22 protein-coding genes, 4 tRNA genes and 1 pseudogene are annotated in these 19,058 nt (G+C 52.3%); 22 read left to right on the top strand and 5 right to left on the bottom strand.

All coding sequences use genetic code 11. The features are described from left to right. Positions 1-161: hypothetical protein (locus tag CAG65_RS21160; protein ID WP_161454894.1), on the bottom strand; the 161-nt coding region annotated here is incomplete at its 3' end. A 324-nt stretch (positions 162-485) separates the two neighbouring features. Here CAG65_RS21160 and metK point away from each other — a divergent pair. The 8 genes from metK (at position 486) to ruvX (ending at position 6,989) form a co-directional block, all read left to right on the top strand. Next, on the top strand, positions 486-1,640 hold the full coding sequence (gene metK, locus CAG65_RS21155; RefSeq protein WP_021704387.1) for a methionine adenosyltransferase: 1,155 nt from the start codon (positions 486-488) through the stop codon (positions 1,638-1,640). A gap of 229 nt (positions 1,641-1,869) precedes the next feature. Next, a complete protein-coding gene (locus CAG65_RS21150; RefSeq protein WP_021704388.1) occupies positions 1,870-2,670 on the top strand; it encodes a DUF2189 domain-containing protein in 801 nt (266 codons plus the stop codon). 79 nt (positions 2,671-2,749) lie between these two features. Next, entirely contained in the window at positions 2,750-3,247 is a 498-nt protein-coding gene (locus CAG65_RS21145) for a SprT family zinc-dependent metalloprotease (protein ID WP_161454893.1), read from the top strand. A gap of 137 nt (positions 3,248-3,384) precedes the next feature. Then, positions 3,385-4,089 (top strand): endonuclease, encoded by a 705-nt coding sequence (locus tag CAG65_RS21140; RefSeq protein ID WP_021704390.1) that lies wholly within the window; start codon positions 3,385-3,387, stop codon positions 4,087-4,089. A 118-nt stretch (positions 4,090-4,207) separates the two neighbouring features. Then, on the top strand, positions 4,208-4,939 hold the full coding sequence (gene rsmE / locus CAG65_RS21135; RefSeq protein ID WP_161454892.1) for a 16S rRNA (uracil(1498)-N(3))-methyltransferase: 732 nt from the start codon (positions 4,208-4,210) through the stop codon (positions 4,937-4,939). Positions 4,940-4,952: 13 nt separating this feature from the next. Beyond that, positions 4,953-5,903, top strand: a complete 951-nt coding sequence (gene gshB, locus CAG65_RS21130; protein WP_161454891.1) for a glutathione synthase — start codon at positions 4,953-4,955, stop codon at positions 5,901-5,903. Between the two features lie 58 nt (positions 5,904-5,961). Next, positions 5,962-6,525 (top strand): YqgE/AlgH family protein, encoded by a 564-nt coding sequence (locus CAG65_RS21125; RefSeq protein WP_021704393.1) that lies wholly within the window; start codon positions 5,962-5,964, stop codon positions 6,523-6,525. Between the two features lie 41 nt (positions 6,526-6,566). Beyond that, positions 6,567-6,989 carry a Holliday junction resolvase RuvX gene (gene ruvX, locus CAG65_RS21120; RefSeq protein WP_021704394.1) on the top strand — a complete coding sequence of 141 codons (423 nt, stop codon included), beginning with the start codon at positions 6,567-6,569 and terminating at the stop codon, positions 6,987-6,989. A gap of 50 nt (positions 6,990-7,039) precedes the next feature. Here the strand turns inward: ruvX and CAG65_RS21115 are convergent. Next, positions 7,040-8,074, bottom strand: a pseudogene (locus CAG65_RS21115) (type IV pilus twitching motility protein PilT). A gap of 24 nt (positions 8,075-8,098) precedes the next feature. On the opposite strand from CAG65_RS21115, the gene CAG65_RS21110 reads away from it, so the two are divergent. The 7 genes from CAG65_RS21110 (at position 8,099) to hemW (ending at position 13,032) form a co-directional block, all read left to right on the top strand. Further along, positions 8,099-8,809 (top strand): YggS family pyridoxal phosphate-dependent enzyme, encoded by a 711-nt coding sequence (locus CAG65_RS21110; protein ID WP_021704396.1) that lies wholly within the window; start codon positions 8,099-8,101, stop codon positions 8,807-8,809. 48 nt (positions 8,810-8,857) lie between these two features. Further along, a complete protein-coding gene (gene proC / locus CAG65_RS21105) occupies positions 8,858-9,676 on the top strand; it encodes a pyrroline-5-carboxylate reductase (protein ID WP_161454890.1) in 819 nt (272 codons plus the stop codon). A 42-nt stretch (positions 9,677-9,718) separates the two neighbouring features. Continuing rightward, entirely contained in the window at positions 9,719-10,276 is a 558-nt protein-coding gene (locus CAG65_RS21100; protein WP_021704398.1) for a YggT family protein, read from the top strand. Further along, the gene (yggU, locus tag CAG65_RS21095; RefSeq protein WP_021704399.1) at positions 10,276-10,572 is read left to right on the top strand and encodes a DUF167 family protein YggU; all 297 of its coding nucleotides are present in this window, start codon (positions 10,276-10,278) and stop codon (positions 10,570-10,572) included. The genes CAG65_RS21100 and yggU overlap by 1 nt, the downstream gene beginning before the upstream one ends. 172 nt (positions 10,573-10,744) lie before the next feature. Then, positions 10,745-11,179, top strand: a complete 435-nt coding sequence (locus CAG65_RS21090) for a DUF4426 domain-containing protein (RefSeq protein ID WP_021704400.1) — start codon at positions 10,745-10,747, stop codon at positions 11,177-11,179. A gap of 76 nt (positions 11,180-11,255) precedes the next feature. Further along, positions 11,256-11,852: an XTP/dITP diphosphatase gene (locus CAG65_RS21085; RefSeq protein ID WP_161454889.1), complete on the top strand. Its 597-nt coding sequence runs from the start codon at positions 11,256-11,258 to the stop codon at positions 11,850-11,852. Between the two features lie 7 nt (positions 11,853-11,859). Continuing rightward, positions 11,860-13,032, top strand: coding sequence for a radical SAM family heme chaperone HemW (gene hemW / locus CAG65_RS21080; protein WP_161454888.1), 1,173 nt, complete (start codon positions 11,860-11,862; stop codon positions 13,030-13,032). 52 nt (positions 13,033-13,084) lie between these two features. On the opposite strand, the gene CAG65_RS21075 is transcribed toward hemW, so the two are convergent. The 3 genes from CAG65_RS21075 to trmB form a co-directional block, all read right to left on the bottom strand. After that, on the bottom strand, positions 13,085-13,501 hold the full coding sequence (locus tag CAG65_RS21075) for a hypothetical protein (RefSeq protein ID WP_237668867.1): 417 nt from the start codon (positions 13,499-13,501) through the stop codon (positions 13,085-13,087). A 224-nt stretch (positions 13,502-13,725) separates the two neighbouring features. Next, on the bottom strand, positions 13,726-14,646 hold the full coding sequence (glsB, locus tag CAG65_RS21070) for a glutaminase B (RefSeq protein ID WP_021704404.1): 921 nt from the start codon (positions 14,644-14,646) through the stop codon (positions 13,726-13,728). A gap of 123 nt (positions 14,647-14,769) precedes the next feature. Continuing rightward, positions 14,770-15,489, bottom strand: a complete 720-nt coding sequence (gene trmB, locus CAG65_RS21065; protein WP_021704405.1) for a tRNA (guanosine(46)-N7)-methyltransferase TrmB — start codon at positions 15,487-15,489, stop codon at positions 14,770-14,772. Positions 15,490-15,671: 182 nt separating this feature from the next. Here trmB and mutY point away from each other — a divergent pair, with 182 nt between their 5' ends. The 7 genes from mutY (at position 15,672) to CAG65_RS21030 (ending at position 18,714) form a co-directional block, all read left to right on the top strand. Continuing rightward, complete coding sequence (gene mutY, locus CAG65_RS21060) at positions 15,672-16,721, top strand: A/G-specific adenine glycosylase (protein ID WP_161454887.1); 1,050 nt, start codon at positions 15,672-15,674, stop codon at positions 16,719-16,721. Positions 16,722-16,736: 15 nt separating this feature from the next. Beyond that, entirely contained in the window at positions 16,737-17,009 is a 273-nt protein-coding gene (locus tag CAG65_RS21055) for an oxidative damage protection protein (RefSeq protein ID WP_021704407.1), read from the top strand. A 60-nt stretch (positions 17,010-17,069) separates the two neighbouring features. After that, complete coding sequence (gene mltC / locus CAG65_RS21050) at positions 17,070-18,206, top strand: membrane-bound lytic murein transglycosylase MltC (protein ID WP_021704408.1); 1,137 nt, start codon at positions 17,070-17,072, stop codon at positions 18,204-18,206. A gap of 103 nt (positions 18,207-18,309) precedes the next feature. Further along, a tRNA-Phe gene (locus CAG65_RS21045) sits at positions 18,310-18,385 on the top strand. Positions 18,386-18,439: 54 nt separating this feature from the next. Continuing rightward, positions 18,440-18,515 (top strand) — tRNA-Thr (locus tag CAG65_RS21040). A gap of 7 nt (positions 18,516-18,522) precedes the next feature. Further along, a tRNA-Phe gene (locus CAG65_RS21035) sits at positions 18,523-18,598 on the top strand. 40 nt (positions 18,599-18,638) lie between these two features. Next, positions 18,639-18,714: transfer RNA gene (locus CAG65_RS21030), tRNA-Asn, on the top strand. Positions 18,715-19,058: the final 344 nt, after the last annotated feature.

The following is a 19,058-nucleotide window of genomic DNA, read 5'->3' as shown; positions in this document are numbered from 1 at the left end:
CAATTCGGGTTGTGTGGGTTGTGATTTAAGTGACTGCGCCAAAGCACTTCAGCGATATCCGCCATACCCATAGGTGCGCCCGGGTGGCCTGAGTTCGCTTTTTGGACACCATCCATGCTCAGAGCACGGATAGCATTGGCTAGGTGTTTACGAGAAGACATGTCTGCTCCTGAGTACGATAAGCAAGAAAAAAGGGAAAGTAGCGCTGCAAGCAGCCGGAGTATTGTCGCAAAGCCCCATCAGTGCTGCAAACGTTTTACTGGATAATTTTGTCTGCAATAACGCTCATTTACGGCAAAGTTGTGCAAAATCACTCATTTCAGAGCAAACGTTTGGCTAAGAGTAAAACAAAAAAAGAACTTGTAATTCGTCGGGCGAAAACTAGAATAGACGTCTAGATGTAGATACACCTACAAAATATACCGAATTTAACTGGTGGTGAGCGCTTGTCGCTGGCCACCTTCATTTATCTAAGTGGAGCTCTCATGGCTAAGCACCTGTTCACTTCTGAATCGGTTTCAGAAGGTCATCCTGATAAAATTGCAGACCAAATATCTGATGCAGTTCTTGATGCGATTCTGGAGCAAGACCCGAAAGCGCGTGTTGCTTGTGAAACTTACGTCAAAACCGGCATGGTCATGGTTGGCGGCGAAGTTACGACTTCAGCTTGGGTTGACATTGAAGAACTGACTCGTCAAACCGTACGCGAAATCGGCTACGTTCACTCAGACATGGGCTTTGATGCAGACTCTTGTGCCGTGTTGAACACGATTGGTAAACAGTCACCAGACATCAACCAGGGTGTCGACAAAGCCGATCCTAAAGAGCAAGGCGCAGGCGACCAGGGCATCATGTTTGGTTACGCGTGTAACGAAACCGACGTGCTGATGCCAGCTCCGATCACTTACTCTCATTTACTGGTTCAAAAACAGGCGGAAGTTCGTAAAAATGGCACGCTGCCATGGTTGCGTCCGGACGCGAAATCTCAGGTCACCTTCCAGTACGATCAAGGCAAAATTGTAGGTATCGACGCGGTTGTACTGTCAACTCAGCACTGTGATTCGATCTCTACGCCAGATCTGCGCGAAGCGGTAATGGAAGAAATCATCAAGCCGGTACTGCCGTCTGAGTGGTTGAACCAGGAGACCAAATTCTTCATCAACCCAACCGGTCGTTTCGTTATCGGTGGTCCAATGGGTGACTGTGGCCTGACAGGTCGTAAGATCATCGTTGACACCTACGGCGGCGCAGCGCGTCACGGTGGTGGTGCCTTCTCTGGTAAAGATCCATCTAAAGTGGACCGCAGTGCTGCTTACGCGGCTCGTTATGTAGCCAAGAATATCGTGGCCGCTGGCCTGGCTGATCGTTGTGAAATCCAACTGTCTTACGCTATCGGTGTGGCAGATCCAACCTCAATCATGATTGAAACGTTCGGTACAGAGAAAGTCTCTCACGACATCATCATCCAGGCGGTACGTGAGTTCTTCGATCTGCGTCCATACGGCTTGCAAGAGATGCTGAACCTGCTGCGTCCGATCTATAAGAAGACCGCAGCTTACGGCCACTTCGGCCGCGAAGAGTTCCCTTGGGAAGCAACGGACAAAGCAGCTCTGATCCGCGAATTCGCTGGCATCAAGTAATACAAAGACTTAGCAATTAAAGCCCCGGCCCATGTGCCGGGGCTTTTTCTTTTCTTGCACAATTTTGCCCTCAGAAGTTGTATTTTTCTGCTTCCCTGCCAATAGTTAAAATAATGTTAAATGCCCTCAACCTTGATTGCGGCGCATCCAACATCCAAGACGGTGCAGACCGCACCGAATCGTCGTACGGCAACGACGACACTTAACCAGAATTGAGCAAGGAGGAGCTATGCCTCGTACGGTTAACCCTTCGGACTTTAAAGATAAGCGTAAAGACGTCAGTGACCATGAGTACGCACGCACCATTCCGTGCAACCAAGTCAACCTGGCGGCGCCGTTCCATTGGCTGGCACTTGGCTTACACGATTTTGTCCGTATGCCGCTGATCAGCGCGTTTTACGGGCTGTGCTTTATGGCAGCGGCCATCGGCATCGTGTTACTGATCCAATGGCAAGGCACTCACCTGGTGGTTCTGCCGGCGCTGGTGGTGTATATGCTGATCGGCCCGTTTCTGGCGCTTGGGCTGTATGACGCCAGTTGGGAACGCGAAAAAGGCCATCGGGCCAGTCTGTTGCATTCCATGAAAGCCATCGGTCGCAACTCCACCTCGCAATGGGCGTTTGCGGTGCTACTGGCCGTGTGCATGATTTTTTGGATGCGCATCGCGGCTCTGTTGCATGCCCTTTACCCGTCCGTACAAGGTGCCCCGCTGACTGAATTCATGCCCTTCCTGGTGATCGGTTCTCTGGTCGGCTTGGTACTGGCCACGGTCGTATTCAGTATTTCCGCGTTTTCTATCCCACTGATGATGGAGCGCCGGGTTGACATGATGACCGCCGTCTTCTCCAGCTTCAATGCGGTCCGTTCCAATATTCCGGCCATGATAGTCTGGGCAGCCATTATTTGTGGCGGCATCCTGATTGGCTTCGCCACCTTTGGCATAGGTATGCTGTTTACCATGCCAATTCTGGGTTACGCCACCTGGCATGGTTACCACGCCACAATTAAGAAAAAACATCATCCTGAATAAGAAAACCGCCCCGTCCACCGCAATGGTGTTAAAATTCGCCCCGGCCAGTTGGCCGGGGCGTTAATTTATTGGGGGCAACGTGGACACAGAATGGGATTACCGGGCACAGAAAGTGATAGCACACTGTTTGCATCTGGCAGAGCAAACCTTTCAACGTCGCTTCCCCCACCCCGAGGTCAGCTATAAACTGCGGGGGAAAGCGGCCGGAAAAGCCTATCTGCAGCTGAACCAAATCCGCCTTAACCCGATCCTGTTTGCCGAAAACCGTCAGGCGTTTCTGGATGAAGTGATCCCGCACGAAGTGGCTCATCTGATAACTCACCAAATCTACGGCCGGGTTCGCCCGCATGGCAAAGAATGGCAGGCGGTAATGGAGCAGGTATTGGGCGTCAGTGCCCGTACCACTCACAGCTTTGCCACCACATCAGTGCAAGGGCAAACCTTTGAATACCGTTGTGCCTGCAGTCACTACCCGCTCACCATCCGCCGTCATAACAAGGTGCTGCGTCATCAGGCCAGCTACCGCTGTCAGCGCTGCCAGGAAACGCTGCGCTTTACCGGAACCCAACTCAGTTAACTCACGCCGCCCATTCGACCTGTCTTAATTCCGCGACACTGTGCCCATCACTAAAGTCTGATGTACGCTTTTGTAACCTCATCCAGAAAAATGCGTGGTAGACTGAAAAAAGTCATACTTTTCTAAGACTTTTTATCATGACATTACGATCTTTACTTTGCGGCATGGTATGTGCCCTGACTTGCTTCGCCGTCAATGCGGCTCCACCCTCTTCCTTCTCCAGTGCCAAAAGAGCCGCGGTAAAAATCTATCGGGACAATCCCACCAGTTTTTATTGCGGATGCGTCATTAACTGGCAGGGCAAAAAAGGGGTCCCGGATCTCAACTCTTGTGGTTATCAGGTACGTAAACAAGAAAAACGCGCCTCACGTATCGAATGGGAACATGTGGTCCCAGCGTGGCAGTTCGGTCATCAGTTGCAATGCTGGCAAAGCGGTGGTCGTAAAAACTGTTCACGCCACGACCAACAGTTCCGTTTGATGGAAGCGGATCTGCACAATCTGACCCCTGCCATCGGCGAAGTCAATGGTGACCGCTCTAACTACAACTTCAGCCAGTGGAACGGGATTGATGGTGAAACCTACGGCCGCTGTGAGATGCAGGTCAACTTCAAACAGCGTAAAGTGATGCCGCCGGATCGCGCCAAAGGCTCGATCGCACGCACCTACCTGTACATGAGCAAAGAGTACGGTTTCAAGCTATCCAAACAGCAGAAAAACCTGATGACCGCATGGAACAAACAGTTCCCGGCCGATCGTTGGGAGTGTGAACGAGACAAACGCATCGCCACCGTGCAGGGGAACCACAACCCGTTTGTCCTCGAAGCGTGTAAGTCCCTGTGATATCAGGGCAAGTGGCGTCGTAAGCTTTCGGGCGCGAAACGCCGCTTGCCCCTTGTTTTTTCGCTGCAAAGCATCCATGTTAGTGTCTAACTAACTTTTGCCGGAAAACTACACCATCATGCGTATCCCTCGTATTTATCATCCTGACCCAATTGACCAACTGGGCGCCGTGGCGCTGAGTGACGATGCCGCCGGCCACATCGGCCGGGTTCTGCGTATGAAAGAGGGTCAGGAAGTGTTGCTGTTTGACGGCAGCGGCGCTGAATTTCCGGCGCACATCAGCAAAGTCACCAAAAAGCAGGTTGTGGTGGAAGTCAGTGCGCGTGTCGAGCAAAACTGCGAGTCCCCACTCGATCTGCACCTTGGCCAGGTTATCTCACGCGGGGATAAAATGGAGTTCACGATTCAGAAATCGGTCGAGCTTGGTGTGAATACCATCACCCCGCTGATTTCAGAACGCTGTGGCGTCAAACTGGACCAGAAACGGTTTGAGAAGAAGCTGGCGCAGTGGCAGAAAATCGCCATCAGTGCGTGTGAACAATGTGGACGCAACGTGGTGCCCACCATTCGCCCGGTGATGGCATTAGAAGACTGGTGTCAGGAAGACGACGGCAGCCTGAAACTCAATTTGCATCCGCGCGCAGACTATTCGATCAACACCTTGCCGGGTCCGGTAGACAAAGTTCGTCTGCTGATCGGCCCTGAGGGCGGATTGTCCGGCGATGAAATCGACATGACTCGCACCTATCATTTTGCAGAGACCCTGCTCGGCCCACGCGTACTGCGTACCGAAACGGCGGCTCTGACCGCAATTACAGCCCTTCAAGTTCGTTTCGGCGACCTTGGCTAACCGGAGAAGATCAATGATTAAACTGGGTATCGTGATGGACCCGATTTCGTCCATCAACATCAAAAAAGACTCAAGCTTTGCCATGCTGCTGGAAGCTCAGCGCCGTGGATACGAAATCCACTACATGGAAATGAACGATCTGCATCTGGACCAGGGCGTCGCGGTCGCGGACAGTAAAATTGTCGAACTGAAACAAGATCCGAACAACTGGTATCACTTCACTTCCGAGCAGACGATCGAACTGTCTGAGCTGGATGCGGTACTGATGCGCAAAGACCCGCCTTTCGATACCGAATACATCTACGCCACTTACATCCTGGAACGGGCGGAAGAACAAGGGACGCTGATCGTCAATAAACCACAAAGCCTGCGCGACTGTAACGAAAAACTGTTCACGGCCTGGTTCCCCGAGCTGACGCCAACCACCATAGTGACACGCAAAGCAGACAAGATTAAAGCGTTTCGTGACACCCACGGAGACGTGATTCTCAAGCCACTGGATGGTATGGGTGGTGCGTCTATTTTCCGCGTCAAAGAGAACGATCCCAACGTCTCTGTGATCATTGAGACTCTCACCAACCACGGTCAGAACTACGCCATGGCACAAACATTTGTACCTGACATCAGTAACGGAGACAAACGCATTCTGGTGGTCGATGGCGAAGCCATGCCGTACTGCCTGGCACGCATTCCGGCCAAAGGGGAAACCCGTGGGAACCTGGCTGCCGGCGGAACTGGCGAAGCCCGTCCGCTGAGCGAAACAGATAAACAGATCGCCGCGGCCGTAGCGCCTACACTTAAAGAAAAAGGTCTGATCTTTGTTGGCCTGGACGTTATTGGCGATAAGCTGACTGAGATAAACGTCACCAGCCCGACTTGCATCCGTGAGATCGAGGCAGCGTTTGATATCTCAATCACAGGGAAACTGATGGACGCGATAGAGCGTCGTATCAATAAAGCGTAAACTGAGACAAGGGGCAGCGAACGGTTGCCCATTTATCTCACTCTGGGTTGGAGCTGTTATGAACCTTACCAATCATTTTCTGGTTGCCATGCCGGGCATGAAAGATCCCTACTTCAAACACAGTGTGGTCTACATCTGTGAGCACAATGAAGACGGAGCAATGGGATTAATCATCAACGCCCCGATTGACGTTACGGTCGGCGGCATGCTCAAGCAGGTCGACGTTCAGCCCGTGCATCCGCAGCTCAATACCGACAGTTTGAAAAAGCCCGTGCTAAATGGCGGTCCGGTGTCGGAAGATCGTGGCTTTATTCTGCACAAGCCGAAAGATCATTACGAATCCAGCGTTCAGATGACCGACAATATTTCGGTGACCACCTCTCGTGACATTCTGACCGTACTTGGTACCGAAGCTGAGCCGGAGGACTACCTAGTGGCGCTTGGTTACGCTGGCTGGGAAGCCGGTCAACTGGAAAGTGAGCTGGCCGAAAACTCCTGGCTGACCATCGAAGCGGATCCGGATGTCATTTTCAATACTCCCATCAGCCAGCGCTGGAGCAAAGCCGTCGAGAAACTCGGCATTGACGCCGCCCAACTTTCGAATCAAGCCGGACACGCCTGAGCGTCCGGCCAAACACTTGTTATTACGGAATCCCCTTATCCATGTCACGAACTATCATGGCCTTCGACTTTGGCACCAAGAGCATCGGCAGTGCTATCGGTCAGGAAATTACCGGTACGGCCTCACCGTTAAAAGCCTTTAAGGCCAACGACGGTATTCCAAACTGGGACGAGATTGAAAAGCAGATCAAAGAGTGGCAACCCAACCTGCTGGTCGTCGGACTGCCGACCGATCTGCGTGGTCAGGCTCTCGAGACCATCACGCCACGGGCACGTAAGTTTGCCAACCGCCTGCATGGCCGTTTCGGTTTGCCGGTCGAGCTGCACGATGAGCGACTTTCCACTACCGCAGCGCGCGCGGAGCTGTTTGAAATGGGCGGCTATAAAGCCCTGAGCAAGGGCAATGTGGACTGCCAGTCTGCCGTTGTCATTCTTGAAAGCTGGTTCGAAGCCCAGTGGGGCTAACACTGGTTGCGTCAGGCAACTGACGCAACCTGCCCCGGTTAGCGTTAACCTTAGCGCCATGGGCCGGCGTCAATGGTTCTGACCAATTCATCTTCATCAACAATCCCCTCAGCCAGGAGCTGACGCCCGTGTTGTGCCATGGTTTGCATCCCCTGCGCGGCTCCGGTCTGAATCACCGAATACATCTGCGCCACTTTATCTTCCCGGATCAGATTACGAATCGCCGGCGTTGCCAGCATAATTTCATGGCAGGCCACTCTGCCGCCCGTGCGGCGCTTGATCAGAGTCTGGGCAATCACGGCACGCAGCGACTCAGACAGCATCGATCGCACCATATTTTTCTCGTTGCCGGGAAACACATCGATGATCCGGTTGATGGTTTTTGCCGCCGAACTGGTATGCAGGGTGGCCAATACCAGATGACCGGTTTCCGCCGCGGTTAATGCCAGGCTGATGGTCTCACGATCACGCAGTTCCCCCACCAGAATGACATCCGGATCCTCGCGCAGCGCACTGCGCAAGGCGTGGTGAAAACTGCGGGTATCACGCTGTACTTAACGCTGATTAATTAAGCACTGCTGGCTGGTGTGGACAAACTCAATCGGATCTTCAATGGTCAAGATATGTTTGTGATGATGGCGGTTAATGTAGTCAACCATCGCCGCCAGCGTGGTCGACTTACCGGAACCGGTCGGCCCGGTCACCAGCACCAGGCCTTGTTCATAATTGGCGATCTGGGTAAAGATGGCGGGCGCCTGCAGCGCATTTAACGTCGGCATCTGACTTGCGATGGTACGAAAAACGGCCGCGCAACCGCGCGACTGATGAAACACATTGACCCGGAAACGGCCGCTGCCCGCTCGTTGTATCGAAAAGTCGGCGTCGAGCTGCTGCTCGAATTCGCTGCGCTGCTTTTCGTCCATGACCGCATTTACCATTTGTTGCACTTCTGGCTCGCTCAGTGCCGGCCGATCCAGGCGGCGAATCTCTCCATCGATACGTAGCACCGGAGGAACACCTGCAGAAAGATGTAGATCTGACGCATTATGTTTTACACTAAACTCCAGTAACTCATCGATATCCATTGAAATTCCTTAAGTCATTCAGCTATGAGTAGTATTCAACAAAATATTGAGCACATCACTGCGCAGATCGCCTCCGCACAACAAAAATGCGGACGAGCTCCAAACTCGGTGCAACTGCTGGCAGTAAGCAAGACTAAACCGGTTGAAGCCATCCTTGAAGCGGCCCAATTCGGACAGCGCGCCTTCGGTGAAAACTATGTCCAGGAGGGGGTCGATAAGGTGGCATTTTTCCGCCAACACCACCCACAACTCGATCTGGAATGGCATTTCATCGGCCCTATTCAGTCGAATAAAACCCGATTTGTTGCCGAACATTTCGACTGGGTCCACACCATTGACCGAGCCAAAACGGCGCAGCGACTCAATGATCAGCGGCCTGCAGAAATGGCGCCGCTGCAGGTCCTGATCCAGGTTAATACCAGCGGTGAAGCCTCCAAGTCCGGCGCCTCAACTGAGGAAATATTTGAACTGGCAGAGTTGATTTCGTCGCTGCCCAACCTCACGTTAAGAGGATTGATGTCAATTCCGGCCAACACGCCAGACTACGCTTCACAGTTAACGGCTTTTCGCCAGTTGGCGCAGTTGAAAGATGAACTCTCCGCTGAGTATCCGCAGTTGGATACCCTGTCGATGGGCATGAGCGGCGATATGGACGCCGCGATTGAAGCTGGCACAACCATGGTTCGTATCGGCACCGCGATCTTTGGCGCACGCGACTACGGCCGTCAGGCATAACCTGTAGCCACGATTAAGAACACCACACATTTAGGAAGTCACGTCATTATGGAACACAAGAAAATCACCTTTATCGGCGCTGGTAACATGGCGCGCTCTATCATCGCTGGCCTGATTGACAGCGGATACCCGGCGGATTTCATCACGGCCACCGCCCCAAGTCAGAGCACTCGTGATTCTCTTGCTCACCAGTACCGGATTAACACCAATGCCGACAACCTTGACGCGGCCACACAGGCCGAAGTCATCGTACTGGCGGTTAAACCTCAGTTGATGGAACAGGTTGGCGCTGGCCTGCATGACGTCGATTTTTCCAACAAACTGGTGATCTCGATCGCCGCAGGTATCAACGCGGCCCGCCTGAATGAAATGCTCGGTGCAACACTGAATCTGGTGCGCGTAATGCCCAATACCCCGTCGCTGGTCGGCAAAGGCATGAGCGGCCTGTACGCCCCGCAGCATGTCAGTGCAGAAGATCGCGCATTTGCCGCAGCGCTGATGTCAGCCGTGGGTGAAGTTTGCTGGGTCCAACAGGAATCGGGCATCAACAACGTCATCGCCGCGGCCGGTAGTGCTCCCGCGTATTTCTTCCTGTTCATGGAAGCGATGCAAAATGAAGCCATGGCGCAAGGTTTTGATAAGGCAACCGCCCGCCAGCTGGTTCAGCAGGCCGCGCTTGGCGCCGCCGAGATGGTGGTGGCCAACCCGGAAACCGAACTGTCTACTCTGCGTGAGCAGGTGACGTCTAAGGGCGGCACCACCGCCGAAGCACTGCGCACGTTTAACGAACATCAACTATCTGATATCGTAGCGAAAGCCATGCAGGCAGCGGTCACCCGCGCAGAAGAAATGGAACAATTATTTTAATCACTGATGGCGCCCGGCGCCGCTCCGTAGTAAGGGCTACTTATGAATTCAATGAGTTTTCTGGTCTCGACGCTGTTTGATCTCTACATCATGGTCGTGATCCTGCGAATCTGGCTTCAGGCCGCCAGAGCCGATTTTTACAACCCGTTCTCACAGTTTGTGGTCAAAGTGACCCAGCCAGTGGTGGGCCCTTTACGCCGCGTGATTCCTTCGCTAGGCGGTATCGACATGGCGACCGTGCTGTTTGCCTATCTGTTGTGCGTACTCAAATTCGTGGCCTTGATCATGCTCGCTTCTGGCGGCTCAGTGTCATTCAGCACCGACTTTCTGTTCCTGGGCCTGCTATCACTGGTGAAAGCAGCCGGTGGTTTGCTGTTCTGGGTTCTGCTGATCCGCGCCATTTTGAGCTGGGTCAGCCAGGGCCGCAGCCCTATCGAATATGTGTTCCATCAACTGACTGAGCCAATGCTGGCGCCAATCCGCCGCATTATTCCGGCGATGGGTGGCTTCGATCTGAGTGTATTAGTGCTGTTTATCGGCCTGCAGTTTGCGAACTTTCTGATCGGTGACATCATTGGCCCCATCTGGTTTCAGTTGTAATGTCGACGGCCGCCTGGACAGAAGGTCAGGATGTGATTCTCCGGCTTTACATTCAACCTAAAGCCAGCCGGGATCAGATCGTCGGCTTACACGGCGAGGAGCTGAAAATTGCCATCACGGCTCCGCCGGTTGATGGCAAAGCCAATGCGCACTTGAGTAAATTTTTAGCCAAGCAGTTCAAGGTGGCCAAAGGACTGGTCATGATAGAAAAGGGAGAACTGGGGCGGCATAAGCAAGTGCGTATCCAGTCGCCACAACAAATTCCGTCACAAATAACCCTTCTACTCGACGATTGAGTGTGGCCAGTTCTTGGTCTCTGTTTGCAAACTAACCCGGCGCCATATCGCCGGGTTATCTTATTGCGCTTATCCTCAGTACATGGAAGAGGAATTCGCCGCGAAATGGAGTTAAAATTAGTGGTAGAATCAGCCCGGGATGTCGGTACATCTTTCACGAGAGGTAAGGGAAATGAGTCATCAATGGACAATCGCACTGATCACAGCTTTGGCCGTCACTCCGGCGTCGGCGGGTCAGTTCAAAACACTCAAAGACGTTGAAGTGCACTACTCGGCTTTTAATTCCACTTTCTTGACGTCGGAAATTGCGAGCAGTTACAAACTCAAGCGCAATGGCTACTCCGCCGTTCTGAATATCAGTGTGCTGGACACATCACAAGTCGGCAAGCCGGCGGTCACGGCCAAAGTGAACGGCACCAGTAAAAACCTGATCGGGAATTCCCGCACGCTGGATTTTCGTGAAGTGAAAGAAGGCGACGCCATCTACTACCTGGCGGAGTTTCCGATCAGCAATGAAGAAAACCTGACGTTTAACATCGACGTCAACGCCGGGATGAAAGGCGCAGGTAACCTGATCTTTTCCCAGAAATTTTATGTCGAAGAGTAAGCCTGCCGCTTGACGACATGTTTGATAGCCACACGCCAGCTCGCCAGAACTGGCGTGGTTTTTTATAGAGAACACCATGAAAAAGATTGTTTTAGCGACCGGTAACCAGGGCAAGGTCCGGGAAATGGCCGATCTGCTGGCCGAGTTTGGTTTTGACGTGGTCGCCCAAAGCGAATACGACGTCCCTGACGTGGCCGAAACCGGTACCACCTTCATCGAGAACGCGATCATCAAAGCGCGTCATGCTGCCAAGCTGACCGGCCTGCCCGCTATCGCCGATGACTCAGGTTTGGAAGTCGATTACCTCAACGGCGCGCCCGGTATCTACTCTGCCCGTTACGCGGGTGAACAGGCGACAGACCAACAAAATATGCAAAAACTGCTGAGCGCGATGGAAGGGGTTCCAGCGGAGCAACGCAGCGCCCGCTTCCACTGTGTGCTGGTGTTGATGCGACACGAAAATGACCCGACGCCTCTGGTCTGTCACGGACAGTGGGAAGGGCGCATTCTGGATCAGACGCAGGGGGACAACGGCTTTGGTTACGATCCGGTCTTTTTTGTTCCGGGGGAAAACTGCGCATCCGCCGAACTGGCGCCGGCGCGCAAGAAACAGTTGTCTCACCGTGCTAAGGCACTGCAAAAGCTGTTCGCGGCTCTGACTCCGCAAGCGTAAGATCGTCATGTTAAAGCCACCCGCTCTGAGCCTGTATGTCCACATCCCTTGGTGTGTGCAGAAATGTCCGTATTGCGATTTCAACTCGCACGCGCTCAAAGACAATATTCCGGAAGACGCATACATCGACGCCTTGCTGGAAGATCTGGACACCGACATTGCCAAATACCGACTGAACGATGCGCCGCGTCCGCTGCACTCGATCTTTATCGGTGGCGGTACGCCAAGCCTGATTTCAGCCGATGGCATTGGCCGTCTGTTGCAGGGCATTGAAGCTCGTATCCCGTTCAAAACCGGCATTGAGATCACCATGGAGGCCAACCCGGGCACCGTGGAGGCACAGCGCTTTGTTGGCTATCGTAAATCCGGTGTGACACGTATTTCCATCGGCGTGCAGAGTTTTGAAGCTGACAAGCTTGAACGTCTCGGGCGCATTCACGGTCAGCAAGAAGCCGTTGACGCCGCCAAACTGGCACATCAGATTGGTTTAAACAGCTTCAATTTGGATCTGATGCACGGTTTGCCGGATCAAAGCATCGATCAGGCGCTGGCAGATCTGGACAAGGCGATTGAGCTCAATCCACCTCACCTGTCCTGGTACCAGTTGACCATCGAACCAAACACCATGTTCTACTACAAGCCACCAACGCTCCCCGACGATGATGACCTGTGGGATATCTTTGAACGCGGCCACCACAAACTGACGCAGGCAGGCTACGTCCAGTACGAAATTTCCGGCTACAGCAAACCAGGCTATCAGTGCCAGCATAATCTCAACTATTGGCGTTTTGGGGATTATCTCGGCATTGGCTGCGGATCGCACGGGAAGCTGAGTTTTGCTGACGGGCGTATTCTGCGTACCACTAAAGTCAAGCATCCGCGTGGCTACCTGGCGGCCTACCAGAATATGGTTAAACCGTATCTGCACACCGAGCAGTGGGTGGCAGACCGGGATCGGCCCTTTGAGTTCTTTATGAACCGCTTTCGGCTGATGGAAGCCTGCCCTAAACAGGATTTTATTGACACTACCGGGCTGGCACTGGCGCAAATCGCCCCCACTATCGATTGGGCACTGGACAAAGGCTACCTGACTGAAAACGCCACACACTGGCAAATCAGTGAGAAAGGCAAGTTGTTTCTCAACGATTTACTTGAAGCCTTTATGGCTGAAGAAGAATAAAAACACCGCTTCGGCGGTGTTTTTTGATAAGTAAGGTTGGTGGCGCGGACGGTCAGGCCTCTTTGAGCAACTCCGCATCCAGCATGGCCCAGATATGCAGGGCCAGATAAGAACGATAAGGGGCCGCCGCCTTTACTATCGTCTCGGGCGCAACACCCTCTTTCTCGGCCAGTTGCGCCAGACCACGCACCAGCGACACATCGCCCTCCGACCAGATGTCCGGCATAGCGAAAAAGAAAATCAGCGCCATCTCTGCAGTCCAGCGTCCGATCCCCCACAACTGAACCAACTGACTGACGATATAGTCGGCGTCCTGGCTGTGATGAATATCCGCAGCAACCACACCAGTTTGCAACGCCTGATTCACACCGAGAAGGGTTTTGACTTTGGCGTTGGACAAGCCGTAACTGCGCAGCCGCTGATGATGCTCTTCGACCAGTAGCAGCTCCAGCGGAGCCGTGTACCTCACACAGCTGATCTACCCGCGCCCAGATTGTGCGGGCTGCCGTGGTCGACAATTGCTGACCTGCAACCGCGCGCGACAAATAACGCAGAAGATGCGCTGGCGGCTGGCGCTCAATCGTCTGCGCGCCATTGTGCGTCACCACGTGGCTAAGATAACGAAGCCCGCTTAACTGAGTAAGTAACCGTTGGTGAATAAGATCTGACATAACGCTTCCCTGCTCATGTCGCTCAGAATATCGAGCGCCCGATCCGCTCCGACAACAGTTCCAGCGCTTTGGTCCCCGCCAGCGAGTTGCCGGAAGGATCCAGCTCTGGCGACCAGACCGCGATGGTCATATCCCCCGGAACCACGGCAATGATCCCGCCGCCGACACCGGATTTACCCGGCATGCCGACCCGGTAAGCAAACTCACCTGCACCGTCATACAGACCACAGGTCGCCAACAAAGCATTGAGTTGCTTGGATTGGGTTGGCGTGATGATCTGGCGCCCGCTCTGCACCGAACTGCCTTTATTGGCAAGGTAGCTGAAGGTTTTCGCCAGATCAACGCAGCTCATCTTCAGTGCGCACGCATGGAAATAGTTGTTCAGAACCGGGATCACTTCATTGTCAAAGTTGCCAAATGCGCGCATCAGGTAGGCAATCGCCGCATTACGGTCACTGTGCATCATTTCTGATGCGGCCACCACTTTGTCGTAGATAATATGACTGTCACCGGAAAGCTGGCGGACAAATTCCAGCAGACGCTGTCTGGGTGCAGACAGGCGTGAGTGCAGCATATCGGCCACTACGATCGCCCCGGCATTGATAAAAGGGTTACGGGGAATCCCCTGCTCCATCTCAAGCTGGATCATGGAGTTAAAGGCCTGACCAGACGGCTCTTTACCTACCCGCGACCAGATTTCATCGGCGCGATACAAGCCCAGCGCCAGCGTCAGACTCAGCACTTTGGAGATCGACTGAATCGAAAACGCTTCTTGTGCATCGCCGGCTTTAAAGATTTCACCTTCGTTGGTGTACACAGCAATACCCAGCTTGTAGCTCGGCACCTTAGCCAGCGCTGGAATATAGTCGGCGACTTTTCCTTGTCCGATTAATGGGCGAACTTCATCCAGGATGTTCGCCAGTATTTCTGTGGTTGGTTTCATGTTGGTTCGGTTTACTTGCTATTGTAATTATTGTTGTGTCTGTAGGGACAAAAAAGCCAACATTAAAGCAATGTTGGCTTTTATAAAACTTTATTTTTCAAATGGTGATAACACCGGAAAAAATCAGCGGATGCGCTTGAACTTAATGTCCCAAACGCCGTGACCCAAACGGTGGCCACGCGCTTCAAACTTGGTCAACGGACGCTCCTCTGGACGAGGCACGTAATCGCCTCCCTGAGCGGTGTTTTCATAACCCGGCGCCTGATTCATCACCTCAATCATGTGCTCAGCGTAGTTTTCCCAGTCGGTGGCCATGTGGAAAATGCCTTCACCGATGATCAGCTTTTGACGTACCATTTCGGCAAACTCAAGCTGAACAATACGACGCTTGTGGTGGCGCTTCTTGTGCCACGGATCGGGGAAAAACAGTTGCAGCGTGTGCAGACTGTTGTCAGGAATCATATTCGCGAACACTTCCACGGCATCGTGACACATCACACGCAGGTTGGTCACGCCCGCTTCGCGCGCCGAAGACAAACATGCGCCTACGCCCGGGCTGTGGACTTCAATGCCGATAAAGTTCTTTTCCGGAGCATTTTTGGCCATTTCAACCAGTGATGCGCCCATACCAAAACCGATCTCCAGTACCACTGGGTTGTCGTTACCAAACACGCGATTCCAATCCAGCAGTGTATCCTGATAATCGATACCCATGCTTGGCCAGCACTCTTTCATTGCCGCTTCCTGACCTTTGGTCAGACGTCCTTCACGACGAACAAAGCTGCGTACTTTGCGGATCAGTTTACCGTCTTCGGTGTATTCGTTAGTGGTCACTTCACTCATTGATATTGCCTGCTTAAAATTTGCTCTCACCTCAAAGGGCTTGTGATTATCCAAAGAATCGTGCTCGGTGCAAGTGTTATCACCGAATTCGATTATCCTTACAGTTTGTCTGTTTTACATTCACCACTTTCTGTGGTGCAATTTTACCCACGATTATACCTATATTTTACACAGAGCAAGCCGTGACACCTTTTGCCGATGCCATATTAGAATGGTATGACGCTTATGGGCGAAAAGATCTCCCATGGCAGAAAAATAAAACCGCCTACAGCGTCTGGTTGTCGGAAATCATGCTTCAGCAGACTCAGGTCGCGACCGTGATTCCTTACTACCAGAGATTCTTACAACGGTTTCCAACCGTGACCGATCTGGCCAATGCCGAACAAGACGAAGTCCTGCACCTGTGGACCGGACTGGGTTATTACGCTCGCGCCCGCAACCTGCATAAAGCCGCGCAAATTGTCGCTCAAGAATACAACGGGGAATTTCCGCTAGACCTTGAGCAGATGAACGCTCTGCCGGGGATTGGCCGCTCGACCGCAGCGGCGGTGTTGTCGTCGGTTTATAACCAGCCGCATGCGATTCTGGACGGCAACGTCAAGCGCACTCTGTCGCGCGCGTTTGCCATTGACGGCTGGCCGGGACAGAAAAAAGTAGAGAATCAGTTGTGGGACATCGCTGAAACGCACACGCCCGATACCAACGTCGACAAGTACAATCAGGCGATGATGGACATGGGGGCCATGGTGTGTACACGCAGCAAGCCTAAATGTTCGCTTTGTCCGGTCGCCTCAATGTGTCAGGCCAATAAGCAAGGTAACCCGCTTGATTACCCTGGGAAGAAACCAAAGAAAGACAAACCGGTGAAAGAAACCTGGTTCGTGATGCTACATCACGATAACCAGGTTTGGCTTGAACAACGCCCTCAAAGTGGCATTTGGGGAGGCCTGTTCTGCTTTCCGGAACATCCGGATGCCAGCATTGAGCACCAGCTTGATCTGCGCAGCATACGCCAGACACAGGTGCGTGAAACGCGGCCTTTAATTGCGTTTCGCCACACTTTTAGCCATTACCATCTCGACATCACCCCGATTCTGGTGGATTTATCTCAGCAACCGGATGTGATAATGGAAGGAACCAAAGGTCTTTGGTATAACTTATCCCAACCTGAAGAGATCGGCCTGGCCGCTCCGGTAAAGCAGCTACTGGAGGGCTTGCCGTTTGAACTTTAACATCAAGGAGTCATTATGAGCCGCACTGTATTCTGTGCTCGACTAAACAAAGAAGCGGAAGGACTGGACTTTCAGCTCTACCCGGGCGAACTGGGTAAACGCATCTTCGACACCATCTCGAAAGAAGCCTGGGCACAGTGGCAACACAAGCAAACCATGCTGATCAACGAGAAAAAGCTCAACATGATGGATCCTGAGCATCGCAAACTGATCGAAACCGAGATGGTCAACTTCCTGTTTGAAGGCAAAGACGTTCACATCGAAGGTTACACGCCACCGAGCGAATAATAATTACAATCTCAATGACATCACGGCTCCGCTCTGATGTCATTTTTATATTCAGAAGCTATGAAAAAACTGATCTATTGTCTGACCGCACTGACACTGGTGGGATGCAGTCGCGAATTCGTGGAACGCATCTATGATGTCAATTATGAACCGACCAACCGCTTTGCCAAAAATCTGGCTCAGTTGCCCGGGCAGTTTGAAAAGGACACCGATGCGCTCGATGCCCTGATCAGCAGTTTTTCCGGCAACATCAAAAAGCGCTGGGGCAGCAAAGAGCTGAAGTACGCCGGTAAAAGTAATTACGTTAAATACATCGACAACTATCTGAGCCGCTCTGAAGTCAACTTTTCCAAAGGTACAATCGTCGTCGAAACCGTCTCGCCGACCGATCCCAAAGGCCACCTGAGAAACGCCATCATCACCACATTGCTGACACCCGATGATCCGGCCAGTGTCGATCTATTCTCGTCGAAAGACATTAAACTGGAGGGCCAGCCATTCCTGTACAAGCAGGTGTTAGATCAAGATGGCAAGGCTATCCAGTGGTCATGGCGCGCCAACCGTTATGCCGACTACCTGATCGCCCACCATCTTAAAGTCAAAGATGTCGATTTCAAAAAGGCTTACTACGTTGAAATTCCAATGGTCGAAAACCAGGTTGAAATCCGCAGCTATCAATACGCGGATATCGTGCGCCGTGCTTCAAATCGTTATAGCATCCCGGAAGATCTCATCTACGCCATTATCAAAACCGAAAGCAGCTTCAACCCCTACGCGGTAAGCTGGGCCAACGCGTACGGATTGATGCAAGTGGTGCCCAAAACCGCGGGGCGTGACGTGTTTAAGCTGGTCAAAAAACGCAGTGGCGAGCCATCACCGGAATACCTGTTTAATCCGGAAAACAACATCGATACCGGCACCGCCTATTTCTATCTGCTGAAAAATCGCTATCTGAAAGACGTGCGTCACCCCACCTCACTGGAATACAGCATGATTTCGGCCTATAACGGCGGCACCGGCGGCGTCCTGAACACCTTTAACCGTTCCGATCGCAGTCGAGCCATGCGCGACCTGAATTCGCTTCAGCCGAATCAGGTTTACTGGGCGCTGACCAAGAAACACCCCAACAGCGAATCGCGTCGGTATCTGGAAAAAGTGACCAAATACAAACTGGACTTTAACGCGGGTAAAGGATAAACCTCGAATCTGCCTAAATTCGCAGCAGTTAACCATTTTTTTGCATTTTTTTCGAAAAACAAGTTGACGCAGAGACGGAAAATCCGTTTAATAGCGCTCCGTTGCCCGGATAGCTCAGTCGGTAGAGCAGAGGATTGAAAATCCTCGTGTCGGTGGTTCGATTCCGCCTCCGGGCACCACAATTTGTTGATTGTTGGTGCTTTGCACGAACAGTGTAAAAAGAATATTCGTGTGCCGACTTAGCTCAGTAGGTAGAGCAACTGACTTGTAATCAGTAGGTCACCAGTTCGATTCCGGTAGTCGGCACCATTCTTTTGCCTCGATAGCTCAGTCGGTAGAGCAGAGGATTGAAAATCCTCGTGTCGGTGGTTCGATTCCGCCTCGAGGCACCATTATTTGGTGCTTTACTCTGAAAAGAGTGACACAAATAATTCCCCCTTAGTTCAGTTGGTAGAACGGCGGACTGTTAATCCGTATGTCGCAGGTTCGAGTCCCGCAGGGGGAGCCACTTTCAAAAAGCCAAGTCGAAAGACTTGGCTTTTTTCGTTTTGCGACTTAATGCTGTTGTGGCATCACTCTATGCTCACACCATTCCAGTTCTACCGGACACTGAGCACCCCGCTCGCTTCATCCCCCACTCTTTGGTAAAACAATCAAGCCAATGCCAGACGAAGCCCAGTTGTATGTAATAAGTAAGTTGCCACTTACCTACTAAATTGCAGCTTAAATCCGAAAAAGCAGCGTAAAAATCACGATTTTTTATGACGAATGCTGAACTAAGCTCTCATGGGAACGTACTTTGCTACAGGGATTCTATAAAGATTTATTCTCAAATGAGCAAAAACAGCCCAT

Origin of the sequence: Vibrio sp. V39_P1S14PM300, from assembly GCF_009904765.1 — a bacterium.
Lineage (GTDB): Bacteria > Pseudomonadota > Gammaproteobacteria > Enterobacterales > Vibrionaceae > Vibrio > Vibrio proteolyticus.
The sequence above is the reverse complement of the archived record's forward strand: the minus strand, read 5'-3'. Positions and strand labels throughout refer to the sequence as shown.

What these genes read in the sequence shown, in the direction of transcription:
- CAG65_RS21110 (WP_021704396.1), top strand. Translation starts at nt 8,099, where the DNA reads ATGAGTAGTATTCAACAAAATATTGAGCACATCACTGCGCAGATCGCC.
- CAG65_RS21125 (WP_021704393.1), top strand. Translation starts at nt 5,962, where the DNA reads ATGAACCTTACCAATCATTTTCTGGTTGCCATGCCGGGCATGAAAGAT.
- CAG65_RS21140 (WP_021704390.1), top strand. Translation starts at nt 3,385, where the DNA reads ATGACATTACGATCTTTACTTTGCGGCATGGTATGTGCCCTGACTTGC.
- mltC (WP_021704408.1), top strand. Translation starts at nt 17,070, where the DNA reads ATGAAAAAACTGATCTATTGTCTGACCGCACTGACACTGGTGGGATGC.
- CAG65_RS21100 (WP_021704398.1), top strand. Translation starts at nt 9,719, where the DNA reads ATGAATTCAATGAGTTTTCTGGTCTCGACGCTGTTTGATCTCTACATC.
- yggU (WP_021704399.1), top strand. Translation starts at nt 10,276, where the DNA reads ATGTCGACGGCCGCCTGGACAGAAGGTCAGGATGTGATTCTCCGGCTT.
- CAG65_RS21150 (WP_021704388.1), top strand. Translation starts at nt 1,870, where the DNA reads ATGCCTCGTACGGTTAACCCTTCGGACTTTAAAGATAAGCGTAAAGAC.
- hemW (WP_161454888.1), top strand. Translation starts at nt 11,860, where the DNA reads ATGTTAAAGCCACCCGCTCTGAGCCTGTATGTCCACATCCCTTGGTGT.
- CAG65_RS21085 (WP_161454889.1), top strand. Translation starts at nt 11,256, where the DNA reads ATGAAAAAGATTGTTTTAGCGACCGGTAACCAGGGCAAGGTCCGGGAA.
- metK (WP_021704387.1), top strand. Translation starts at nt 486, where the DNA reads ATGGCTAAGCACCTGTTCACTTCTGAATCGGTTTCAGAAGGTCATCCT.
- trmB (WP_021704405.1), bottom strand. Translation starts at nt 15,489, where the DNA reads ATGAGTGAAGTGACCACTAACGAATACACCGAAGACGGTAAACTGATC.
- CAG65_RS21090 (WP_021704400.1), top strand. Translation starts at nt 10,745, where the DNA reads ATGAGTCATCAATGGACAATCGCACTGATCACAGCTTTGGCCGTCACT.
- gshB (WP_161454891.1), top strand. Translation starts at nt 4,953, where the DNA reads ATGATTAAACTGGGTATCGTGATGGACCCGATTTCGTCCATCAACATC.
- glsB (WP_021704404.1), bottom strand. Translation starts at nt 14,646, where the DNA reads ATGAAACCAACCACAGAAATACTGGCGAACATCCTGGATGAAGTTCGC.
- proC (WP_161454890.1), top strand. Translation starts at nt 8,858, where the DNA reads ATGGAACACAAGAAAATCACCTTTATCGGCGCTGGTAACATGGCGCGC.
- ruvX (WP_021704394.1), top strand. Translation starts at nt 6,567, where the DNA reads ATGTCACGAACTATCATGGCCTTCGACTTTGGCACCAAGAGCATCGGC.
- rsmE (WP_161454892.1), top strand. Translation starts at nt 4,208, where the DNA reads ATGCGTATCCCTCGTATTTATCATCCTGACCCAATTGACCAACTGGGC.
- CAG65_RS21055 (WP_021704407.1), top strand. Translation starts at nt 16,737, where the DNA reads ATGAGCCGCACTGTATTCTGTGCTCGACTAAACAAAGAAGCGGAAGGA.